Below are 22356 nucleotides of genomic sequence, written 5' to 3' on the forward strand. Positions count from 1 at the left end.
CGAATCGCTGTCGCCCCGGGCGCATGCCTATGAATGCGCTGCTTGCACGGACGAACCGGCGCATCCTCATCGTCGACGATACTGCCTCGATCCATCAGGATTTTGCGAAGATCCTCAGCCCTCAGACTATCGAGGATGACGATCTGGACAGCACCGAACGAGCCCTTTTCGGATCGACGGCAGCTATTACGTTGCAAAGCTTTACCCTCGAATCGGCTTATCAGGGCCTTGAAGCCCTGAACAAGGTCGAAACGGCGCTGGCCAACGACATGCCTTACGCCATGGCCTTCATCGACATGCGCATGCCGCCGGGCTGGGACGGCCTGGAAACCATTGAACGGCTGTGGCAGGTCGATCCCAAGCTGCAAGTCGCGCTGTGCACGGCTTATTCCGACTATTCGTGGGAAGACATCGACGAACGCCTGGAGCTGGGTGATCGCCTGCTGATCCTGAAAAAACCCTTCGATGCCATCGAAATTCGCCAGATGGCCAGCGCGCTCACCGCCAAATGGCAGATGACCGAAGACGCGGCACTGAAGATGTCCCTGCTGGAACAAGCGGTGGAAGAGCGCACCCGGGAACTGTCCGACGCCAACATCATCGTGCAGAACAGCCCGACGATTCTGTATCGCCTGCGCGGCGAACCGTCGTTCCCGCTGATGTACATCTCCCACAACATCACCAAATACGGGCACACCGCAGCCAAACTGGTGGCGTCGGCCAATTGGTCCAAAGAGCTGATTCACCCGGACGATCTGTCCAAAGTCGACGACGCCATGGAACGCGTGCTGGACCGGCATGCCGAGGGCGCGTCCATCGAGTTCCGCATGCGCACCGGCGATGGCGCCTGGCGTTGGGTCGAAAACCGCTACATCCCGGTGCGAGACGCCGAGGGCCGGTTGCTGGAAGTCGAAGGCATCATCCTCGACATCACTGAACGCAAGCTGGCTGAAGAAAAAATCGCCCTGCTGGCCCGCACCGACGGGCTGACCGGGCTGGCCAACCGCGCGACCCTGATCGAACGCCTGCACCAGGCGTTCGCAGCCAATCGGCGTGGCGCCAACGCGTTCGCGATTTTTTACCTGGACCTGGATCACTTCAAACGCATCAACGACACCCTCGGTCACCCGGTGGGCGATCAGTTGCTGCAAGAAGTCGCCCGGCGGATCAAGGCCTGCGTACGTGAAAACGACGTGGTCGCGCGCCTCGGTGGCGATGAGTTTGCCATTTTGCAGCTGGATGTCAGCGATCCGACCCAATCTGCGGCACTGGCAGCCAAGGTTCGCGATTCGCTGGTGCTGCCCTACTCTCTGGGCGGCAACGATGTACGGGCCTCGGTGAGTATCGGCATCAGCAGTTGCACCCCGGACATCCTCAGCGCCGACAGTCTGCTGACCCAGGCTGACATGGCGCTGTATCGCTCCAAGGAGCAGGGCCGCAACCAGTACCACTTCCATTCCGAGGAGATCAATCAGGAAGTGGTCGAGCGCATGACCATCGCCAGCGACCTGAAGTCCGCCATCGAACATGAAGAACTCGAACTGCATTACTGGCCGGAAGTGGACCTGAGCACCGGCAAGATCCTCGGTATGGAAGCGCAGGTCACCTGGAACCACCCTACCCGTGGCGTGCTTGAAGGCCCGGCGTTCCTGCCGGCGGCGGAAAAAACCGGGACCATCGTCGCCCTTGGCCATTGGGTGCTGGACCAGGCCTGTCGGCAGATGCGCCAGTGGCGCGACGAAGGCATGGCGCCGCCGGTGATTGCGATCAAGCTGTCACTGGCCCAGCTCAAGAGCGGCCCCGAACTGATCTATGACGTGCTGCGCACCACCGCGCGCTGGGAATTGTGCCCCTGGGATCTGCGTTTCGACGTCACCGAGGCGACCCTGGCACAGACCAAATGGACCCACAACGATGTGCTGCCGCGCCTGCGGGAGCTGGGGGTGAAAATCGCCATCGATGATTTCGGCACTGAATATTCTTCGTTCGATTACCTCAAGACCTATCAGGTCAATCACCTGAAACTCGCCCAGGCCTTCATCGACACCGCCGCCCAGGATCCGGCGAGCGCTAACACCTTGCGCGCCATTATTAATTTCGCGCGTGACGTAGGGATCGGAATCATTGCCGAAGGTGTCGAAACCCAGGAGCAACGCAGTTCGTTGATGGCCACGGGTTCGCCGATGAATGCCCAAGGGTATTTCTTCAGCAAAGCGGTGAGCAGCCAACAAGCCGCCGAACTGCTGAAAGCCGGGAGCATCGTGCCCCCGGCAGGCGAAAATGACCCAAGCCTGGGTAACCCGCCGCGTTCCACGGAGGAAAACGGATGAAGACCCCCTTCGTGCGGACCAACCGGCGCATCCTGATCATTGACGACACGCCGTCGATCCATCTGGACTTTCGCAAAATCCTCGACCCCGACGCGGAAGCGGAACAGTCCCTGGCAGGCACCGAAGAAGCGTTGTTCGGCACCCAGCAACCGGACCGGCTGACCTTTGAGCTCGACTCGGCGTATCAGGGCCGCGAAGCCCTGGAACTGGTCAAGCGTGCCCGGGCCGAAGGTCGCCCGTATGCCCTGGCGTTCACCGACATGCGCATGCCGCCGGGCTGGGACGGGCTGGAAACCATTGAAGAGTTGTGGAAGGCCGATCCCAGCCTGCAAATCGCCCTGTGCACCGCGTATTCGGATTACAGCTGGGAAGCGATGGCCGAACGGCTCGAATTCGGCGACCAGCTGCTGGTGCTGAAAAAGCCCTTCGACAGCCTGGAAATCCGCCAGATGGCCAGCGCCCTGACCTGGAAATGGCAGATGGCGCAGGACGCGGCGATGAAAGTGCTGAGCCTGGAGCAGACCATCGAGGCCCGGGTGCATGAGCTGCTCAAGGTCTCGCACTTGCTGCAATACGACATTCTCACCGAGTTGCCCAACAGCACCTTGCTCGGCGATCGCCTGAACCAGTCGCTGGCCCTGTCCCGGCGCCACGACAAACAACTGGCGGTGATGTTTCTCGGGCTGGACCGCTTCAAGCGCATCAACAATGCGCTGGGACATCCGGCCGGCGATGAAATGCTCAAACGCGTCGGGCAAAGCCTAGTGGCCACGGTGCGCGAATCCGACTCGGTGTTTCGTTATGGCTCCGACGAATTCGTGGTGATCCTCGCCGATATCCGCCACCCTCAGCAGACCAAGGGCATCGCCGAAAAACTCTTGAATGCCATTCGCGCCCCGCAACACATTGCCGGCCACGACCTGAGCGTAACCGCCAGCCTGGGCATCAGCATCTACCCCGAGGACGGCCTCGACGCCATCGTGCTGATCAAGAAAGCCGAAACCGCGATGCGCAACGTCAAGGAAAACGGCCCCAACGATTTCAGCTTTTTCATCGATGAAATGAACCAGCGCGCCCGGGAGCAGCAGAGCATTGAGTCGGGCATTCGCCTGGCCCTGGAGCGCAACGAATTTGTCCTGCACTACCAACCGAAACTGGACTTGAGCAATGGCCAGGTGGTCGGCGCGGAGGCGTTGATCCGCTGGAAAAAACCCGGTCAAGGCTGGGTCTATCCATCAGATTTCATAGCGGTCGCCGAAGACAGCGGCTTGATTGTGCCGTTGACCAAATGGGTGATGGCGCAGGCCTGCCGTCAGGCGTGCATCTGGAAAACCGCCGGGCTGCCGAATATCTGCATCTCGGTCAACGTCTCGGCCATCGACTTTCGCCAGCGCGACTTTGTCGAGAGCATCGAGTTGATTCTCAAGCAGACCGGCATGGAACCGACGCTGCTGGAACTGGAGATCACCGAAGGCGTATTGATGCAGAACGTCGATGCCACCGTGACCGCCCTGAACCGGATCAAGGCCTTGGGCGTGCGCCTGGCGATCGATGACTTCGGCACGGGTTATTCCAGCCTGAGCTACCTGCGCCGGTTTCCCATCGATGTGCTGAAAATCGACCAGTCATTCATTCGCGGCTTGAGCCGGGACAGCAGCGACGCTGCGTTGGTCAGCGCGATTATCAGCCTGGGCAAGAGCCTCAAGCTCACCGTCATCGCTGAAGGCATCGAAACCCTGGAACAACTGGATTTCCTCAAGGCCCACCACTGCGAGGAAGGCCAGGGTTATTACTTCAGCAAAGCCGTAGCGCCGGATGCGTTTGCACATTATCTGATGTCGGTAAAACCCCTGCCTTCAGCCCAGGCATGAGCAGTACGCAACGACACGCAGGCCAACTGCCAAGGAATCACCCGATGTCGCCTAAACCTGCCTTTGCCCTTGCGGTGTTTGCGTTGGCGATCTGCCTGAGCGCCGTTGGCGCACCGCTGGACGAACCGCTCAAACCGTTACCCGCCGTGCCGCAGCAGAATCCTCTGCGGGTTGAACTGGGTCGCCAGTTATTCAATGAGCCACGTTTGTCGGTCAACAACAGCCTGTCGTGCGCCGATTGCCATCGACTGGCAAGCGGCGGCGCCGACAACAAACCGTTCTCCATCGGCTTCAACGGCCAACCGGTGGCCATCAACACCCCCAGCGTGTTCAACGCCTCGTTGAACTTCCGGCAGTTCTGGAATGGCCGGGCCGACACCCTGGAAACCCAGGTCCACGATGTGGTGCAGAGCCCCAGCGAAATGGGCAGCAACTGGGAACACGTGGTGCAGACGCTGAGCGCCGACGCGACCTATAAAGCCGCATTCGCCAAGGCCTACGCGGACGGCGTCAGCATGAACAATGTGCAAAATGCCCTGGCCAGCTACGAACGCACGCTGATCAGCGGCAACTCGCGCTTCGATCAGTACCTGCTGGGCAATACCGACATTCTCACCCTTGATGAAAAGTACGGTTATCAACGCTTCAAGGACTACGGCTGCATCACCTGCCATCAAGGGGTGAACATCGGCGGCAACATGTTCCAGAAATTCGGGGTCATGGGGGATTACTTCAAGGTCCGGGGCAACCCCACCGAAACCGACCTGGGACGCTACCTGGTGACCAAGGATGAAGAAGACCGCAACGTGTTCAAGGTCCCGAGCCTGCGTAACGTCGCCGTGACCGCGCCGTACTTCCACGACGCCTCGGCGAAAACCCTCGAAGAGGCCGTGGACGTGATGTTCAAGTTTCAGCTTGGCCGGGTGCCCTCGGACGATGACCAGCACCTGATCATCTTGTTTCTCAAGACCCTGACCGGTGAATGGGAGGGCAAGCCCTTATGAAAATGTCCCGCCGTCGCAGCCTGGCGCTGCTCAGCCTGGTGGCCCTCGCCCTGGCCTCGACCCTGCTGTTCCTGTACCTCAAATCCAGCTCCGACCAGACCGCGACCTACACCGAGTCACGGGACGTGATCGCGCGGATGAAACAACTCAACGCGCAGTGGGAAACCGAGATTCTCAAGGCCCGGGTCGCGATCAGCCACAACTACGATCCGCTGGTCTCGCCCCTCACCGAAATGACCGAGCTGTGGCAGCGGTTCGACAGCATGGAATCGAACCACGGCCGCAACGACTCGCCCGCCTGGAACACCAGTCATGACGCGTACCTGGCCGCTATCCAGGAAAAGACCCGCCTGGTGGAACAGTTCAAGTCCCACAACGCGGTGCTGCGCAACTCGCTGGCGTTCTTGCCCACCGCCGAGGACGACATCCAGCAACCCCTGACCGAAGTGGAAGGTGGCGACAAGCAACAACTGCAGAACATCGCCACCGACACCTACGACTTGCTGCTCAGCGCCCTGGAATTCGCCCAGGTCACTTCGGATGACAAGGCCGCCGACATCCTGGTGGGCCTGAACAAAATGGGGGTCAATAAAACCCGGTTGCCGGAGGCGTTCCACAGTCCCATCGATATCCTGAGCAACCACATTGCGCTGATCCTGCGCGAGCAACCGATCGTCAATCGCCTGCTGGAAAACATTGAAGCCATCCCGGTGGCCCAGCGCCTGGACGACATCACCAGCCTGCTGAACCAGGATCAGCAGCAGTCCGACGCGATTTATCAGCGCTACCACTTCTACATGCTGGTGTTTTCCGTGCTGCTGGTCCTGGTGCTGGTGTACCTGGCGATCCGGCTGATGCGCAGCTTCACCGAGATCAGTCGCGTCAACAAAGCGCTGCAAACGGCCAATGATGACCTGGAGCTGCGGGTCGAAGAGCGCACCCGGGAACTCAAGGACACCCAGAGCGAACTGCTCGACACGGCACGCCAGGCCGGCATGGCCGAAATCGCCACCAACGTGTTGCACAACGTCGGCAACGTGCTCAACAGCGTGAACATCTCCGCCGACCTGGTGACCCGCAAACTGCGCGGCAGCAAAGCCCTGGGGCTGGGCAAGGCAATGCAGTTGATCAACGAACATCCGACGGACCTGGGCAGCTTTCTGAGCGACGACCCCAAAGGCAAATTGCTGCCCGGCTACCTCAATCAACTGGTGGAAGCCATTGCCCTCGAACAACAAGGCATGACCGACGAACTGGCGCAACTGACCAAAAGCGTGGACCACATCAAGGACATCGTCGCGACCCAGCAATCCTACGCGGGCGCCAACAGCCTGATGGAACCGGTGCAGATCAGCGAACTGCTGGAAGACGCCCTGCGCATGAACTCCGGCGCCCTGACCCGGCACCATGTCACGGTGGTCAAGGAGTACACCGAAGTACCTCGGGTCATGGGCGACAAGCACCGCTTGCTGCTGATCCTGATCAACCTGATCAGCAACGCCAAATACGCCATGTCCGATCTCAGCGACCGTCCACGCCAGATGACTCTCGGGGTGAAAATCGTCGACGACAGCATTCTGCAAGTCAGCGTCAAGGATGACGGTGAAGGCATCCCCGCGGAAAACATGACGCGAATCTTTGCCCACGGTTTTACCACCCGCAAGGAAGGCCACGGTTTCGGCCTGCACAGCTGCGCCCTGGCGGCCATCGAGATGAACGGCCACCTCACCGCCCACAGCGACGGCCCGGGCAAAGGTGCACTATTCACGTTGCAGATCCCCCTGAAAACCGTAGCAGGTGACGCATGAGCAACCCTTCGAATCGACGCATTTTGTTGATCGATGACACACCCTCCATTCACGTGGATTTCCGCAAGATCCTCACCCCGGCACCGCCGCAACACGTGGAACTGGACGAAATGGAAGCCGCGCTGTTCGGCGCCGAAACGAAATCCGCCAGCGCGCTGTTCGAACTGGACTCGGCGTTCGGCGGTCAGGAAGGCCTGGGTAAACTCAAATTCGCCATGAAAGAACAGCGCCCCTACGCCATGGCCTTCGTCGACATGCGCATGCCCGACGGTTGGGACGGCGCGCAGACCATCGAACACCTGTGGCAGGAAGACCCGCGCCTGCAAGTGGTGGTGTGCACCGCTTACTCCGATTATTCGTGGGATGAACTGCTGGACCGTTTGCAGGCCCATGACCGGTTGCTGATCCTGAAAAAACCGTTCGACAACATCGAAGTCCAGCAGATGGCCAATACCCTGCTGACCAAATGGGACATGACCGAACGGGCCAGCGTGCAGGTGGATCATCTGGGGCAAATGGTCGAACGCCGGACCCGGCAGTTCAAGGAAGCCAGCGTCGAGTTGCAACGGGAAATCGACGAGCGCAAACAGCTTGAATCGCAACTGGTGCAATCGGAAAAACTCGCGTCGCTGGGGCAACTCGCGGCGGGTGTCGCCCATGAAATCAACAACCCCATCGGCTTCATTTCCTCCAACCTCGGTTGCCTGGACGGCTACTTCAAGCAGTTGCAGGAAATGCTCGACGCCTATCGGGGGGCCGAAGAGTCGATTACCTCACCCGAGGTGATCGAGCGGCTGAATGTGCTGCGCGAGCGGGTCGAGCTGGAATTCCTGCGCGAAGACATTCCGCTGCTGATCAAGGAATCCAAGGACGGCATCAGCCGCGTCGGGCAGATCGTCAAGGACTTGAAAGACTTCTCCCGGGTGGATTCCAACCAGGAATGGCAGTGGGCCAACCTGCAGCAGGGCATCGAATCGACCCTGAACATCGTCGCCAACGAACTCAAGTACAAGGCCGATGTGGTGAAGCAATATCAGGTGCTGCCGGAAATCGAATGCCTGCCCTCGCAAATCAACCAGGTGATCATGAACCTGATCGTCAACGCCTCCCAGGCCATCGGCACGGAGCGCGGCACCATCACATTGAGCACCGGACTTGAGGGCGAGACGGTGTGGATCGAGGTGGCGGACACGGGCTCGGGCATTGAGCCGCAGACGTTGCAGAAAATCTTCGACCCGTTCTTCACCACCAAACCGATTGGCCAGGGCACGGGGTTGGGGTTGTCACTGTCGTACGGGATCGTGAAAAAACATCACGGCGATATTTCGGTGCGCAGCGTCGTCGGCACGGGTACTACGTTCAGGGTTGAGTTGCCGGTGCATCAGACCAAACTCTCCGCCTGAACACCGATTGATTGTGGCAATACAAATCAAATGTGGGAGCGGGCTTGCTCGCGAAAGCGGTGTGTCAGTCGACATTATTAGTGACTGACACACCGCATTCGCGAGCAAGCCCGCTCCCACAGGGTTATGTGGAAGGCTTGAGTTAGGTGGCTTCCTGGAAATCCATCTCCGGCGGCTGGCGGCGGAATCCGCCGGTCAGCACCGCCAGGTACACCACGCCAATCGCCAGCCAGCTCAGGCCCAGGTAAATCGCCAGGTGATCGAGGCTGACCATCAGCCACAGATCCGCGGCCAGGCCAATGAACGGACACACCAGGAACAGCACCAGTTCACGCGGGCCTTTTTTCTCGCCAGCGATCCAGTAATGAAAGATCACCGACAGGTTCACCAGGCTGAAGGCCAGGAAGGCGCCGAAGTTGATGAACGAGGTCGAGGTGGTCACGTCGAGCTTCAGCGCCAGCAAGGCCACCACTGCGCACAGCAGGATGCTGTTGACCGGCGTGCCGAAACGCTCATGCAAGGTGCCGAAGAACGACTTCGGCAACACGCCGTCGCGGCCCATGGCGAACAGCAAACGCGAACCGCTGGCCTGGGCCGACAGACCCGAAGCGAACTGGCCGACGATCAGACCGATGAGGAAGATCGACACAAATAGATCACCGCCGATGTTGCGCGCAATTTCGTAGGCCGCCGAGTCGACGTTGTCGAACTGGAACGACGGATGCGCGATCTGCACGAAGTACGACACACCGACGAAAATCAAACCGCCGATCAGGGTGATCAGCATGATCGCCCGAGGAATGGTGCGGCGCGGGTCGCGGGTTTCTTCGGTCAGGGTGCTGACCGCGTCGAAGCCGAGGAACGAGTAACAGGCGATGGCCGCGCCGCTCATGATCAGCGGCATTTGCATGTCGCCGTTAAAGAACGGTTTGACCGTCCACAGCGGCGTGCTTGCGTCGCCACCGATGTAATGGATGCACAGCGCGACGAAGGCGATCAGCACCAGGAACTGCACGATCATCAGCAACGCGTTGATGCCGTTGGCCAGTTTCAGGCCGACGATGTTGATCGCGCTGGTGATGCCGATGAACGCCAGCACCCAGATCCACTGCGGCACCGCCGGGAACGCGGAGTTGAGGTAGGCCGCGCCGATCAGCCAGATCGCCATCGGCAGGAACAGGTAGTCGAGCAGCACTGCCCAACCGGCGATGAACCCGAGTTTCGGGCTGATGGCTTTGCGCACATAGCTGTAGGCCGAACCGGCGACCGGGAACGCGGCGGCCATGCGCCCGTAGCTCATGGCGGTGAAGAACATCGCCACCAGCGCCGCCAGGTAAGCGGCCGGGACCATGCCGGCGGTGGATTGAGCGAGGATGCCAAAGGTGCCGAGCACAATGATCGGCGTCATGTAGGCGATGCCGAACAGCACCACCGAACCCAATGACAGGGTGCGTTGTAAACGAGCCATGAGCGACTACTCCGAATTTATTAGATTTATGGCAGAGCCGAGTTCGGCGCAAATTACGGGTGTTGCGTTGTTGTTTTTCGGTGTTTGTCCGGTGAATCGTGGAGCGCCGAAAAGATCGCAGCCTTCGGCAGCTCCTACAGGAAAATCGCGTTCGGCGTAGGAGCTGCCGAAGGCTGCGATCTTTTGATCTTCAGCGCTTGGGAATCAGCAGTTCCCGCAACCCGGAAGCATGTTCAACAATCTCCCCCGGCAACTTCAGCCGCTGATCATCCAGGTAGCGATAATCCTGCCGCGCCGCCGCCAGCTGATTCAGGTCCAGCTCAACCGCGAACTGCCCCTCCTCGCGCCCGGCCTCAAATAGCAAGGTACCCAGCGGATCCACCAGCGCACTGCCACCGGCAAACAACAACCCGCCATCACCCGCTTCCACCCGATTGACCATCAGCGCGAACGCCTGGTTTTCCTGGGCGCGGGCCATGATGGCGGTGCGGTGGGTCGGGCCGTACGGGTCCATGTTGCCGTTGGTGACGATCAGCACTTCGGCACCCAGTTGCGCCAAGGCGCGAGCGGTTTCGGGGAATTCGATGTCGTAGCAGATCAACAGGCCGACCCGCACACCGTTCCACAAACACGTGGCATAACGGTCGCCGGGCTCGTAGACCCCGCGATCCGACGCCCACAAATGCGTCTTGCGATAGCGCAGGGCAATGCCTTCAGGAGTAATCAGCAGCGTGGTGTTGTAGAAACGACCGTTGTCGTTCTCGGCCATGCCGACCACCACGGCGATATTGCGGGCCCGGGCGGCGTCAATCACCGCGCTGACAGCCGGGCCATCCAGCGGCTCGGCGACCTGGGCCACGGAGTCTTCCGACGGGAAGCCCATCAAGTGGCCTTCCGGGAACATGATCAGTTGTGTATCGGCGGCGCTGGCGGCAATCGCGGCCAGGGCGCGTTCGAGGTTGTAAGCCGTGTCGTTGTCACGGCCCGCCAATTGGGCGAGTTCGACCTTCATGGGTATTCCTTGTTATGTGCGCCGGGGTTGCAGAAAGATTGCCCGGTCGGTGTCTGTGCGCCAGTATGCGCAGCAAGCAACCGGCCAGGGAATTACGCGGCCGGGGTAACCCGATAGGGGTAGACGCATGACACTCTCGCTGGATGACATCGCCTGGCACCGTTCGGTGGGGCAACTGATCGACGCCCTCGACAAGCCGAATTTCTGGACGCAGCTCGTGCGGTTGCTCGATCAATACGTGGATTTCGATAGCTGGGTGGTGCTGCTGTTCAGCGCCGACCAGCACCCGCAGGTGTTCGCCGAATGCCCCGGCGAGGATGGCAGCCCCGACCAGTTGTTCCAGGATTACCTGCGCGGTCTGTACCTGCTCGATCCGTTCTACATCGCCTGCCGCGAACAATCGCGCACCGGGCTCTATCGCCTCTCGGAAGTCGCGCCTGAGCACTTCGAGCTGACCGAGTATTACCAGCGCTACTTTCGTCTGAATGTGGTGGCCGATGAAATCCAGTTCAATTGCCAGCTCGAAGGCGACCGCACGCTGTGCCTGTCGCTGGGCAGCAAGCAGCGTTTCAGCGGTCAGCAGATCGCCTTGCTGTCGCTGATCCAGCCGTGGGTCCTGGGCCTGTTGCGCCAGCGCCTGCCGTATGAAATCAACGAAGTGGTGGCCCTGGCCCCCGCGCCACCGCAGCCTGATTGGCGGGTCCAGCTGGAAGCGTCGGTGCAGCAACTCAAAGGCGCGCAATTGACCGCCCGGGAACTGGATGTCGGACGCTTGATGCTCAGCGGTTGCTCCAGTAAAGAAATCGCCCGTAAGCTGGAAATCTCCGTAGAAACCGTGAAAGTCCATAAGAAACACATGTACAGCAAACTCGGGATCAAGTCCCAGCAGGAGCTGTTTTCAATTTTTCTCCAGGCACAAAATGCCTGACGCAACACGATCCTGTAGGAGCGAAGCTTGCTCGCGAAGAGGCCATTACATTCAACATGGATGTTGGCCGACACACCGCTTTCGCGAGCAAGCTTCGCTCCTACAGGGGATAGCGTGTTGCACATAACCGAGTCCGAACCCAAGGAAACCGTATGAGCCTGTCACTCTTGAGCCGCTACGCCTTCTTTGCCGCTTGCGTGATATTCACCCTCGCCAGCCTGCCCTTCCTGCAACACGACTGGCTCTGGCCGATTACCGCCGTCACCGGCATTCTCAGCCTGATCGGCATATTCGATCTGCTGCAAAGCCCTCATGCCGTGCGGCGCAACTACCCGATCCTCGGCAACATTCGTTATCTGGTGGAAGGCATTCGCCCGGAAATTCGCCAGTACCTGCTCGAATCCGACAGCGACGCCCTGCCCTTCTCCAGGGCCCAACGTTCGCTGGTGTATTCGCGCGCCAAGAATGAAAGCGCCGACAAACCGTTCGGCACGCTGATCGATGTGTATCAGTCGGGCTTCGAATTCATCGGCCACTCCATGCGTCCGGCGCCGTTGAGCGACCCGAGCGGTTTTCGCGTCATGGTCGGCGGCCCGCAGTGCACTCAGCCGTACTCGGCATCGGTGTTCAACATCTCGGCCATGAGCTTCGGCTCCCTCAGCGCCAACGCGATTCGCGCATTGAACCAGGGCGCCAAGCTTGGCAATTTTGCCCACGACACCGGCGAAGGCAGCATCAGCGCCTATCACCGGGAAAACGGCGGCGACCTGACCTGGGAACTCGGCAGCGGCTACTTCGGCTGCCGCACTGCCGACGGCCGCTTCGACCCGGAACGCTTCGCCGCCCAGGCGCAGACGCCGCAAGTACGGATGATCGAAATCAAGATGAGCCAGGGCGCCAAACCGGGCCACGGCGGGATTTTGCCCAAGCACAAGGTCACCAAGGAAATCGCCGAAACCCGCGGCATCATGATGGGCGAAGACTGCATCTCGCCGTCACGCCACAGCGCGTTTTCCACACCGATCGAACTGATGCAGTTCATCCAGCAACTGCGCGAACTGTCCGGCGGCAAACCGGTGGGCTTCAAATTCTGCCTCGGTCACCCATGGGAATTCATGGGCATCGCCAAGGCCATGTTGGAAACCGGCATCCTCCCGGACTTCATCGTCGTCGACGGCAAGGAAGGCGGGACCGGCGCCGCGCCCGTTGAATTCACCGACCACATCGGCGTGCCGATGCGCGAAGGTTTGCTGTTCGTGCACAACACCCTGGTGGGCCTGAACCTGCGCGACAAGATCAAACTCGGCGCCAGCGGCAAAATCGTCAGCGCCTTCGACATCGCCAGCGTCCTGGCCATCGGCGCCGACTGGGCCAACTCGGCGCGCGGCTTCATGTTCGCGATCGGCTGCATCCAGTCGCAAAGCTGCCACACCAACAAATGCCCGACCGGCGTTGCGACCCAGGACGTCTTGCGCCAGCGGGCGCTGGTAGTGCCGGATAAAGCCCAGCGCGTGTTCAACTTCCATCGCAATACATTGAAGGCCCTGGCTGAAATGCTCGCTGCTGCAGGCCTGGATCATCCTTCGCAGTTGTCGGCCAAGCACCTGGTGCGGCGCATGTCAGCGACCGAGATCAAGTTGTTCTCGCAGTTGCATGTGTTCTTGAAGCCGGGAGAATTGTTGACCGGTGAAGTGAATGGCGAGTTTTACTCGCGGATGTGGCAGATGGCGCGGGCGGATAGTTTTGAGCCAGGTGAGATAGCGGCGGCATAACGAATGTTTGAGCGCCAGTTGCACGGAACACCCGCCGATTGGCTGCAACCGACTCATGCCTGGCGCTCACGAAACAGCACAAACTTCGAAAAGAAAAACCCGCACACCAGGCTCAACAATGAAAACGTTGTCACCGTCAGCAGGCCATGAAGCAACCACGTATCGCCTATGCGCCCAATGCCGTAGCTCAGGATGCCCATGACAGCGATGAACAGCAGATACCCGGCTACTGAGACTTCGGCATCAAAGGTGTAAAGCGCATTCACATAGAAGGAAAACGACGCGGCCACGCAAAACGCCGCAAAGTTGCTGGTGGCCTGACTGAGTTCCGCGGCGGCGGTGAGGACGAAAAATATCTGCCAATGAATAATCGCGTTGGCCAACCCGACCGCCGAGTAACTGGAGAAACCTTTCCATAAGGCTTTCATGCCGGCTCTGTCCCGCATTACCGCTTGAGGTGCTTCTCAAACTAAAAGCACCACCCGGCGGCGTCTACTGTCAGAAATTACAGGTTGCCGCTGTTCTGGATGAACGGTCACCACTGCAATTCAGTGATCTGCTTCGGCTCTTTCATGACGATAAAACCGTAATCGCCCAGCAGATAAATGCGGTAGTACTGACTGTCCACCAACGGCACAAATCCCTGATACCCGACCCGGGTTGCATTGCGCCGCTCGCGCTCGGCCACCACGTTGGTGATGCCGGCTTTTGGCAGATTCTCGGCCAGCATGTAGTAATCGGTGTTCAGCAAATAGCGCAGCACCGGCAAGTGTTTGAATGAACCGGCAGCCCCGACCAGCCAGTGATCGGAGTAAGTCACCGACATATAAATGCGCTTGGCATCGCGCAGTGCCGGGCGCGAAGCGATGTCGTAGCTCAGGGCATTCAGCGCGGTGTTGGCGAAGGTTTTTTGCAGCATCAACACCCGGCCGTAGGCGTAGGACAGCGAGAGCATGGCCAGCAGCGGGATCAGCAACAGCAGCGGCAATCGTCGATGCACGGCCGCCAGCGCCAGGTGGCTCAGGTAGAACAGCAGCACCAGCACTACCGAAAAACCCATCAAGGTTCGGGCGCCTTCATTGAAGTCGCGGAAGAACAGCGCGGCACCGGGAACCAGCAGCACCGAGATCGGTAAGGTCAGTAAACACAGAAGTCCGATTAGCACATTCTTCCGCCCGTCATCCCTGCGTTCAATGATGCGTCGCCCCACCAACACACTGCCGGCAATCGCACACAGCAATAACGTGCCAAACACCCAACCGAAGCCACCGTGAAACAGCAGCGTGACCTTCTCCAGCACCCGGCCTGCATTGATTTCGACTTGCTGCAGCGGGCTCGCCTGCCCATTCAATAACAGGGTGCGATTCGGGTTCATGTAGGCGTACGCCGTGGCGGCGTAGATCAACCCGGCCAGCCCCGTTTGCGCGACTTTCCAGCCGATCATCCGGCACCCTTCGGGCCAGGGCAGACGGTCATTCGCGCAGCGCAACAGCTCCATGCAACACAGCCCGATAAACACGTTGATGCTGACCTGATACAACCCCAGGCCCAGGGCAATCAGCAACGCGGGGACCACCAGTTGTTGCACCCGCGAAACACTGCGAAAGGTGATCGCGAAGATCACCGCCACCAGACTCAAGGTCATGGCCGGCCCGTCATATTGATACGACAGGTTTTGCAGGAAGAACGGGTTGTACCAGAACGCGAGCACCACCAGACAATGGGTGAATGTCGGTTCGATAAAGTAGTGGAAGGTCAGGCGGGTCAAGGCCCAGGCCATTGCCAGTGTGGCCAGCAGCAAAGGCAGCGGGAAGATGTTCGGCGCAGCATCGGTGAAGGTCAGCCAGTTGTAGAACAGCTGGGTGAATAAACGCCCTTCCCCGGCCCAACCCATGCCAGCGGCCAGTGAACGCCAGTTGTCATCGATGTAGGAGTAGTCCGCGAGAATCAGCGGCAGGACGTAGGCAAAGGTCGCCAACAGAAAACACAGCCAGACCCGCCGACTGCCGAGTTCTCTGTCGAGCCAATCGCCCATGCGCATGTCGGAGCCCCTTGGGGTTACTGCATTAAGCCCATAGCGTATTGAACCCGCCGCTGGCTCTAAATCACTGGCTTTGCGACAGACGGCGATGCCGGGCAATATCCCGTAATACCCGGCCTTTGCAATTACCGGCCAATCGCGCCACCCTGCGCGCCGCCGATGCGTGGCACTTTTGCGCCGCCTGACGCTCCTTACTCAACACCCGTTCAAGAGCCCTCAGCCATGACGTCTGAACGCGATCACCGCATCGACTTTTTTCGCGGCCTGGCCCTGATCTTCATTTTCTGGGATCACGTGCCGCACAACCCACTCGGGCAAATCACTCCGCGTAATTTCGGCTTCAGTGATGCGGCGGAAATTTTCGTGTTTCTTGCCGGGTACGCGGCGGTCCTGGCCTACGGCAAGATCCTCAAGCGCGACGGTTACCTGATCGCCTGCGTGAAAATCCTGCGCCGCGCCTGGGTGCTCTACGTGGTGCACATCTTTTTGCTGGCGATGCTGATGGGCATCGTGTTCTTCGCCAACAGTCACGTGGAAACCCGCGACCTGGTGGAAGAAATGGGCATGCACCACTTCATCACCAATCCCCAGCAAGCGCTGACGGATGAGCTGCTGTTGCGCTTCAAACCCAACCTCATGGACCCGCTGCCGCTGTACATCGTGCTGCTGGCCGGTTTGCCGTTGGTGTTGCCGATGCTGGTGCGCGCGCCGTGGGCGGTGGTGGCCGTGTCGTTGACCGTGTACCTGCTGGCGCCGTGGTTTGGCTGGAATCTGGCGGCCATCAAGGATGGCGTGTGGTACTTCAACCCGGTGGTCTGGCAACTGCTGTTCGTGCTCGGTGGCGCTACCGCGATTCACGGGCAGCGGCCGCGACTGCCCGACACTCGAGCGCTGATGCGCCAACCGTTGTTCGTCAGTGCGCTGGTGTACGCGGTGCTCGCCGGGGTGATTACGATCTCCTGGCGCTGGCCGGAAATACACGACGCGCTGATGCCGGCGTGGCTGAGTAACCTGCTGTACCCGATCAGCAAGACCGACCTGTCGCCGGTGCGCCTGCTGCATTTCCTGGCGCTGGCCTACGTCACCGCCAAGTTATTGCCCGACAGTGGCTGGACGCAAAACTGGCTGGCGCAGCAAAGCTGTCGCATGGGGCGTTATTCGTTGGAAGTCTTTTGCCTGGGCGTGCTGTTGGCGCCGTTAGCGGACATGGTCAATGCCATGACCGACGATGCGTTTGCCATGCAGATCTTCACCGCGCTGGTGGGCGCCGGGTTGATGGCGTTGCTGGGGGTTTGGCTGGATTTCAACAAGCGCTTGAACCGGCCCGTTTCGACGGTGCCCGCTTAACGTCAAAAGATCTTCAAAACGAAAAAGCCCCGATCATCACGACCGGGGCTTTTGCATTTCAAGCGTTACACCTTACGAAGCCGAACGCACCGCGCCTTGGGTCGCGTTGGTCGGTTGCAACTTGAACACATAGAACAACACCGTCAGCAACACCAGGAACGCCGGGCCGACATACAGCGCCACGCGGGTGTCCGGGAAGTAGGCCATCAGGCCGACCACCAGCACCAGAAATGCCAGCGCCAGATAGGAACTGACCGGGTACAGCCACATCTTGTATTTCAGGCCGGCCCGTTCGCTGGCGCTCAAACCTTTGCGGAATTTGAGCTGGGCCAACAGGATCATCACCCAGGTCCAGATCGCGCCGAAGGTGGCAATCGCCGTCACCCAGACGAAGACTTTTTCCGGGACCATGTAGTTGAGCAGCACACCCAGCAACAGCACGAAGATCGACAGCAGCAGTGCGCGACGCGGCACGCCGTTGCTCGAGGTCGTGGCGAAACCGGCCGGGGCCTGGCCGTTCTGCGCCAGGCTGTAAAGCATGCGACCGGTGCTGAAGATACCGCCGTTGCAGGACGACAGCGCCGCAGTGATCACCACGAAGTTGATGATGCCGGCGGCAGTCTTGATCCCCAGACGTTCGAAGGTCATCACGAACGGGCTGCCTTGGGTGCCGATTTCGTTCCACGGGTAGATCGACAGGATCACGAACAACGCGCCGACGTAGAACAGCAGGATCCGCCAAAACACCGAGCCGATCGCATTGGGAATGGTCTTCTGCGGGTTCTTCGCTTCACCGGCGGTCAGGCCGATCATCTCGACGCCGAGGTAAGCAAACATCACCATTTGCAGGGACATCAACACGCCTTGCACGCCGTTGGGCATGAAGCCGCCGTGGGCCCACAGGTTGGAAATCCCCAAGGCCACGCCGTCGTTGCCGAAGCCGAACGCGATCACGCCGATACCGCCGATCACCATCGCAATGATCGTGACGATCTTGATCAGGGCGAACCAGAACTCGAACTCACCGAAGGCTTTCACCGCAATCAGGTTGATGGTGCCCATGCTGATCAACGCCGACAGTGCCCAGATCCAGCGCGGCACGTCAGGGAACCAGACGCCCATGTACACCGCCACCGCAGTGATTTCCGCAACGCAGGTCACCAACCACAGGAACCAGTAGTTCCAACCGGTCAGGAAACCGGCCAACGGACCGAGATAATCCTGGGCGTAACGGCTGAAGGAACCGGCGACCGGGTTGTGCACGGCCATCTCGCCGAGCGCGCGCATGATCACCAGGATCGCCAGACCGCCGATGATGTAGGACAGCATGATCGCGGGGCCGGCCATTTCAATGGCCTTGGCCGACCCGAGGAACAGGCCGACGCCGATACAGGCACCGAGTGCCATCAAGCGAATATGCCGTTCGCCCAGTTCGCGTTTAAGCGGGCCGCCCTGAGCGGTCTCGCCTTGGGGCAGATGATTGCCTGCTGGCATAGGGGTACAACCTCGTCTTGTTATTGGATGTGACCACCGAGTAAACGAAGCGCGGACCGGTAAGCCAGCGCTTCCCAATACCGGGCCTGCCTTGTGGGCAAACCTGTCTTGTAGGACAAAACCTGCAAGATCAGCGGGGCGTGCAGTATAAAAAGCTTCGGACAGGGCTTTTCACTCTATAAACCACAACATTCAGGCACAACTCTCGCCAAAAGCCCGGTTTACGGAGGGGCATTACCTGGGTTTTGCAAGATTATTCGCTGCTGCAACGGCGGGGAGTATTGCACGGTAATGGTGCGTCGTCATGCCTGGAGGCAACTTTGGTTTACCGCCTCCAAGTGTCTATTTCAGCCGTTACAGACTGACATGATGGCTGAACCTGCCCCTGTGGGAGCGGGCTTGCTCGCGAAGGAGGACTGCCAGTCGATGCACCTGTTGAATGTCAGACAGCATTCGCGAGCAAGTCGAATCGTCGCACCGCCGCTCCCACAGGGATTGAGGTGACTGATGGGCATCGCAAGTCCGGGACACAACCACTCATACGATTTCGAAATTTCTCTATTCACAATTTTTTCATCATCGCTAACCACCGTCTAAGCTTCAGACAAGTCCGATCAATCTGCGTGAATGGATCAGTCGACTATGGGCGCGTTATGGCAATCCGATTCGAGTAAAACCGTGGTTCCGACTGAACGTGTGGATGATGCGCCTTTACCTGAAAAACCCCGTCGTGCCAAACACGGCTGGAAGGCATTCTGGTTGTTGCTGCTGATTATCCTGGTCGTGCTGGGACTGGCCGCCGCCAAGGAAATGCGCACCTCTAAATTTCAAGCCAGGGAAGTCAGCAAATTTGCCGCGTCCTTGAGTTATGAGGTTCAACCCGGTCCCAGCGACGCGATTCGCTACCCGGGTGCGGGGCCGTTCGATTTGCGTTTGGGCTACAGCTCCATGGGGGATTTTCTTGCGCGGTTGCTCAAGCGCAATTACGTCATCTCCTCACAAACCCGCTTTTCCCCGGCGCTGATGAAGTACAGCGACCGGGGCTTTTTCGTGCCCTATGCGGAGAAAATCCAGGCCGGACTGTCGATCACCGATTGCCGCGCAGCACCGCTGTACCAGTTCAATTACCCGCAACAGCTGTATTCCAGCTTCGATTCGATCCCGCCGGTGGTGGTCAACAGTCTGCTGTTCATCGAAAACCGTTTCCTGCTCGACCCCAGGCAACCCTTGGCCAATCCGGCCGTGGACTGGCCGCGGTTTGGCATGGCCGCGTGGTCCCAGGTGGCGAAGATGATGCACTTGCCAGGGCAGTCGGCGGGCGGCAGCACTTTGGCGACGCAGCTTGAGAAATACCGCCACTCCCCCGATGGCTTGACCGTCTCGGGTGCGGAGAAAATCCGCCAGATGATTTCAGCCAGCGTGCGCGCCTATCAGAGCGGGCCGCAGACCTTGCAGGCGCGGCAAAATGTGGTGCGCGACTACCTCAATAGCGTGCCGCTGTCGGCCGTTCCCGGTCATGGTGAAGTGCATGGCATGGCCGAAGGCTTGCGCGTCTGGTACGGCGCCGATTTCAACAAGGCCAATGAAACCCTGGCCAGCACCGCCACGGATCCAAAAACCATGGCCGCAAAAGGTCTGGCCTTGCGTGAAATGCTGTCATTGATGATCGCCCAGCGCCGCCCTTCTCACTACCTGACCAAAGGCCATGACGAACTGGCAGATCTCACCGACAGCCACATCCGCCTGCTCGCCCAGAACAATGTCATTGATGCGCAGTTCGCCGCCGCCGCGCTGGCCAGCAAAGTCACCTACCGCGACTGGCAGACCCAGCCGACCATCCAGCCGATTGAAACCAATAAAGGCATCAGCACTGCGCGCAGCCGCTTGGCGTCGATGCTCAACCGGCCGCTGTACGACCTCGACCGCCTCGACCTGTCGGCCACCAGCACCTTGCAAAGTGACTTGCAGGCGCAGGCCACCGAGTACCTCAAGCACCTGGCCGACCCGGTGTTTGCCGGGCAGATCGGCCTGATCGGCGAACGCCTGCTCACCCCCACCAGTACCACGGCGGTGCGCTACAGCTTCACCCTGTTTGAACTGACCCCGGATGGTTCTCGCGTGCGGGTTCAGACCGACAGCACCGACCAGCCCTTCGACATCAACGAAGGCAGCAAACTGGAACTGGGCTCCACCGCCAAGATGCGCGTGCTGACCACGTACTTGCAGATCATTTCCGAGCTGCACGACAAGTACGCCGACAAGACCGTGGCCGAGCTGAAAAAAACCGAGGTCCCCGATCAGGATCGCCTGAGCCGCTGGGTCGTCGATTACCTGATCCAGAACAGCGACCGCGACCTGTCGAAAATGCTCGGCGCCGCGCTTGATCGCAAATACTCGGCCAGCCCCGGCGAAGCGTTTTTCACCGGTGGCGGGCTGCACACGTTCCACAACTTTCGCAACGAAGACAACGGCCGCCTGCCGACCCTGCGCGATTCGATCCGTGAGTCGATCAACCTGCCGTTCATTCGCCTGATGCGCGACATCGTGCGCTACACCACCTATTCCGGCCCCAACAACAGTGCCGAGCTGCTCAAGGACGATCGCGACCCACGGCGTCAGGAATACCTCGCGTCGTTCGCCGACAAGGAAGGCACCTCGTTCCTGCTCAAATTCTGGAAGAAGTACAAAAACAAGGACACCGACGCGCGACTCGATACGTTCCTCGACAGCATGCGTCCGACCCCGATTCGCATGGCCGCCGTGCACCGTTATCTCTACCCGGACGCCGAACAGGCCGCGTTCAACACCTTCGTGCGCGCGCACCTCAAAGGCGCCAAGCTCAACGAAAAACTCACCGACGAACGCCTGGAACGCCTCTACCTGAGCTATGGCCCTGGCTCCTATGACCTGCCCGACCAGGGCTTTATCGCCAAGGTCCACCCGCTGGACCTGTGGTTGATCGGCTACCTGCTGCACCACCCGGATGCCAAGTGGAGCGAGATCGTCAAAGCCAGCCAGTTTGAGCGCCAGGAGGTCTACAGCTGGCTGTTCAAGAGCAAACACAAGGGCGCCCGCGACAGTCGCATTCGCACCATGCTGGAGATCGAAGCCTTCCTCGATATTCACCAGCGCTGGCAGAAAGTCGGCTACCCGTTCGATCACCTGGTGCCCTCGCTGGCCACCGCCATCGGCAGTTCCGGCGACCGGCCGGCGGCCTTGGCCGAGCTGATCGGCACCATCCTCAACGACGGCGTGCGCATGCCAACGCTGCGCATCGACAGCCTGCACTTCGCCGCCAACACGCCGTATGAAACTCAAGTGATCAACGACCCGAACGTCGGCAAACGGGTGATGCCTTCCGAAGTCGCCGCCGCCATGCGCGAAGCCTTGTCGCATGTGGTGGACGCCGGTACGGCCAAACGCGTGTCCGGCAGTTTCAAGACACCGGACGGCATACCACTGGCGATGGGTGGCAAGACCGGCACCGGGGACAACCGCATCGAAGCCATTGGCGCCGGTGGGCGGATCCTCAGTTCGAAATCGATCAACCGCACCGCGACTTTTGTGTTCTACATCGGCGATCACCACTTCGGCACCTTGACCGCGTTCGTACCTGGCCGTACTGCCGAAACATTCAAATTCACTTCAGCGTTGCCGGTACAGGTGCTCAAGGGCATGGCGCCGATCCTGACACCTTATTTGCAGCCGGGTCGCAACACCGAATGCCAGGCACCGGTGGTCGTGCAGCGATGATGCCGACCATCGCCGTCGTGATGTCCTACGCAGGAAACGCCATTAGTTACGGTGGCGGTACATAAGTATTTTCGGCATTCCAATTTTCAATGGTTAACCCGCCCGAACGGCACTTCGGGCGCGAT

At 59.8% G+C, this 22356-nt stretch carries 14 protein-coding genes; 9 read left to right on the forward strand and 5 right to left on the reverse strand.

What is annotated here, in order from left to right; genetic code table 11:
- Positions 1-23: 23 nt before the first annotated feature.
- Genes LOY68_RS25660 through LOY68_RS25680 form a run of 5 tightly spaced genes read left to right on the forward strand, consistent with a single transcriptional unit; the run spans position 24 to position 8416 of the window.
- Positions 24-2330: an EAL domain-containing protein gene (locus LOY68_RS25660; protein ID WP_163912366.1), complete on the forward strand. Its 2307-nt coding sequence runs from the start codon at positions 24-26 to the stop codon at positions 2328-2330.
- The gene (locus LOY68_RS25665; protein WP_265040677.1) at positions 2327-4201 is read left to right on the forward strand and encodes a putative bifunctional diguanylate cyclase/phosphodiesterase; all 1875 of its coding nucleotides are present in this window, start codon (positions 2327-2329) and stop codon (positions 4199-4201) included. The genes LOY68_RS25660 and LOY68_RS25665 overlap by 4 nt, the downstream gene beginning before the upstream one ends.
- Before the next feature lie 44 nt (positions 4202-4245).
- On the forward strand, positions 4246-5205 hold the full coding sequence (locus LOY68_RS25670) for a cytochrome-c peroxidase (protein WP_265040679.1): 960 nt from the start codon (positions 4246-4248) through the stop codon (positions 5203-5205).
- On the forward strand, positions 5202-7013 hold the full coding sequence (locus LOY68_RS25675) for a DAHL domain-containing protein (RefSeq protein ID WP_265040680.1): 1812 nt from the start codon (positions 5202-5204) through the stop codon (positions 7011-7013). Before LOY68_RS25670 ends, LOY68_RS25675 begins: the two co-directional genes overlap by 4 nt.
- Positions 7010-8416: an ATP-binding protein gene (locus LOY68_RS25680; RefSeq protein ID WP_265040682.1), complete on the forward strand. Its 1407-nt coding sequence runs from the start codon at positions 7010-7012 to the stop codon at positions 8414-8416. The genes LOY68_RS25675 and LOY68_RS25680 overlap by 4 nt, the downstream gene beginning before the upstream one ends.
- Before the next feature lie 142 nt (positions 8417-8558).
- Here LOY68_RS25680 and LOY68_RS25685 read toward each other — a convergent pair whose 3' ends face one another.
- The gene (locus tag LOY68_RS25685; protein WP_265040683.1) at positions 8559-9884 is read right to left on the reverse strand and encodes an APC family permease; all 1326 of its coding nucleotides are present in this window, start codon (positions 9882-9884) and stop codon (positions 8559-8561) included.
- A 190-nt stretch (positions 9885-10074) separates the two neighbouring features.
- On the reverse strand, positions 10075-10896 hold the full coding sequence (locus tag LOY68_RS25690) for a carbon-nitrogen hydrolase family protein (RefSeq protein WP_265040684.1): 822 nt from the start codon (positions 10894-10896) through the stop codon (positions 10075-10077).
- Between the two features lie 127 nt (positions 10897-11023).
- On the opposite strand from LOY68_RS25690, the gene LOY68_RS25695 reads away from it, so the two are divergent.
- Positions 11024-11824: a helix-turn-helix transcriptional regulator gene (locus tag LOY68_RS25695; RefSeq protein ID WP_054045282.1), complete on the forward strand. Its 801-nt coding sequence runs from the start codon at positions 11024-11026 to the stop codon at positions 11822-11824.
- A gap of 152 nt (positions 11825-11976) precedes the next feature.
- Positions 11977-13596: an FMN-binding glutamate synthase family protein gene (locus LOY68_RS25700; protein ID WP_054613647.1), complete on the forward strand. Its 1620-nt coding sequence runs from the start codon at positions 11977-11979 to the stop codon at positions 13594-13596.
- Between the two features lie 53 nt (positions 13597-13649).
- On the opposite strand, the gene LOY68_RS25705 is transcribed toward LOY68_RS25700, so the two are convergent.
- Positions 13650-14024 (reverse strand): GtrA family protein, encoded by a 375-nt coding sequence (locus tag LOY68_RS25705; protein WP_163912350.1) that lies wholly within the window; start codon positions 14022-14024, stop codon positions 13650-13652.
- A 107-nt stretch (positions 14025-14131) separates the two neighbouring features.
- Positions 14132-15637 carry a glucosyltransferase domain-containing protein gene (locus LOY68_RS25710; RefSeq protein ID WP_413787164.1) on the reverse strand — a complete coding sequence of 502 codons (1506 nt, stop codon included), beginning with the start codon at positions 15635-15637 and terminating at the stop codon, positions 14132-14134.
- Positions 15638-15859: 222 nt separating this feature from the next.
- Here LOY68_RS25710 and LOY68_RS25715 point away from each other — a divergent pair, with 222 nt between their 5' ends.
- Positions 15860-16984, forward strand: a complete 1125-nt coding sequence (locus LOY68_RS25715; protein WP_265040686.1) for an OpgC family protein — start codon at positions 15860-15862, stop codon at positions 16982-16984.
- 72 nt (positions 16985-17056) lie between these two features.
- Here LOY68_RS25715 and LOY68_RS25720 read toward each other — a convergent pair whose 3' ends face one another.
- Positions 17057-18478, reverse strand: coding sequence for an amino acid permease (locus LOY68_RS25720; RefSeq protein WP_054045290.1), 1422 nt, complete (start codon positions 18476-18478; stop codon positions 17057-17059).
- 642 nt (positions 18479-19120) lie between these two features.
- On the opposite strand from LOY68_RS25720, the gene LOY68_RS25725 reads away from it, so the two are divergent.
- Positions 19121-22231, forward strand: coding sequence for a transglycosylase domain-containing protein (locus LOY68_RS25725; protein WP_265045833.1), 3111 nt, complete (start codon positions 19121-19123; stop codon positions 22229-22231).
- The last annotated feature ends 125 nt before the right edge of the window (positions 22232-22356 follow it).

The organism is Pseudomonas sp. B21-053 (assembly GCF_026016365.1).
GTDB lineage: Bacteria > Pseudomonadota > Gammaproteobacteria > Pseudomonadales > Pseudomonadaceae > Aquipseudomonas > Aquipseudomonas nunensis.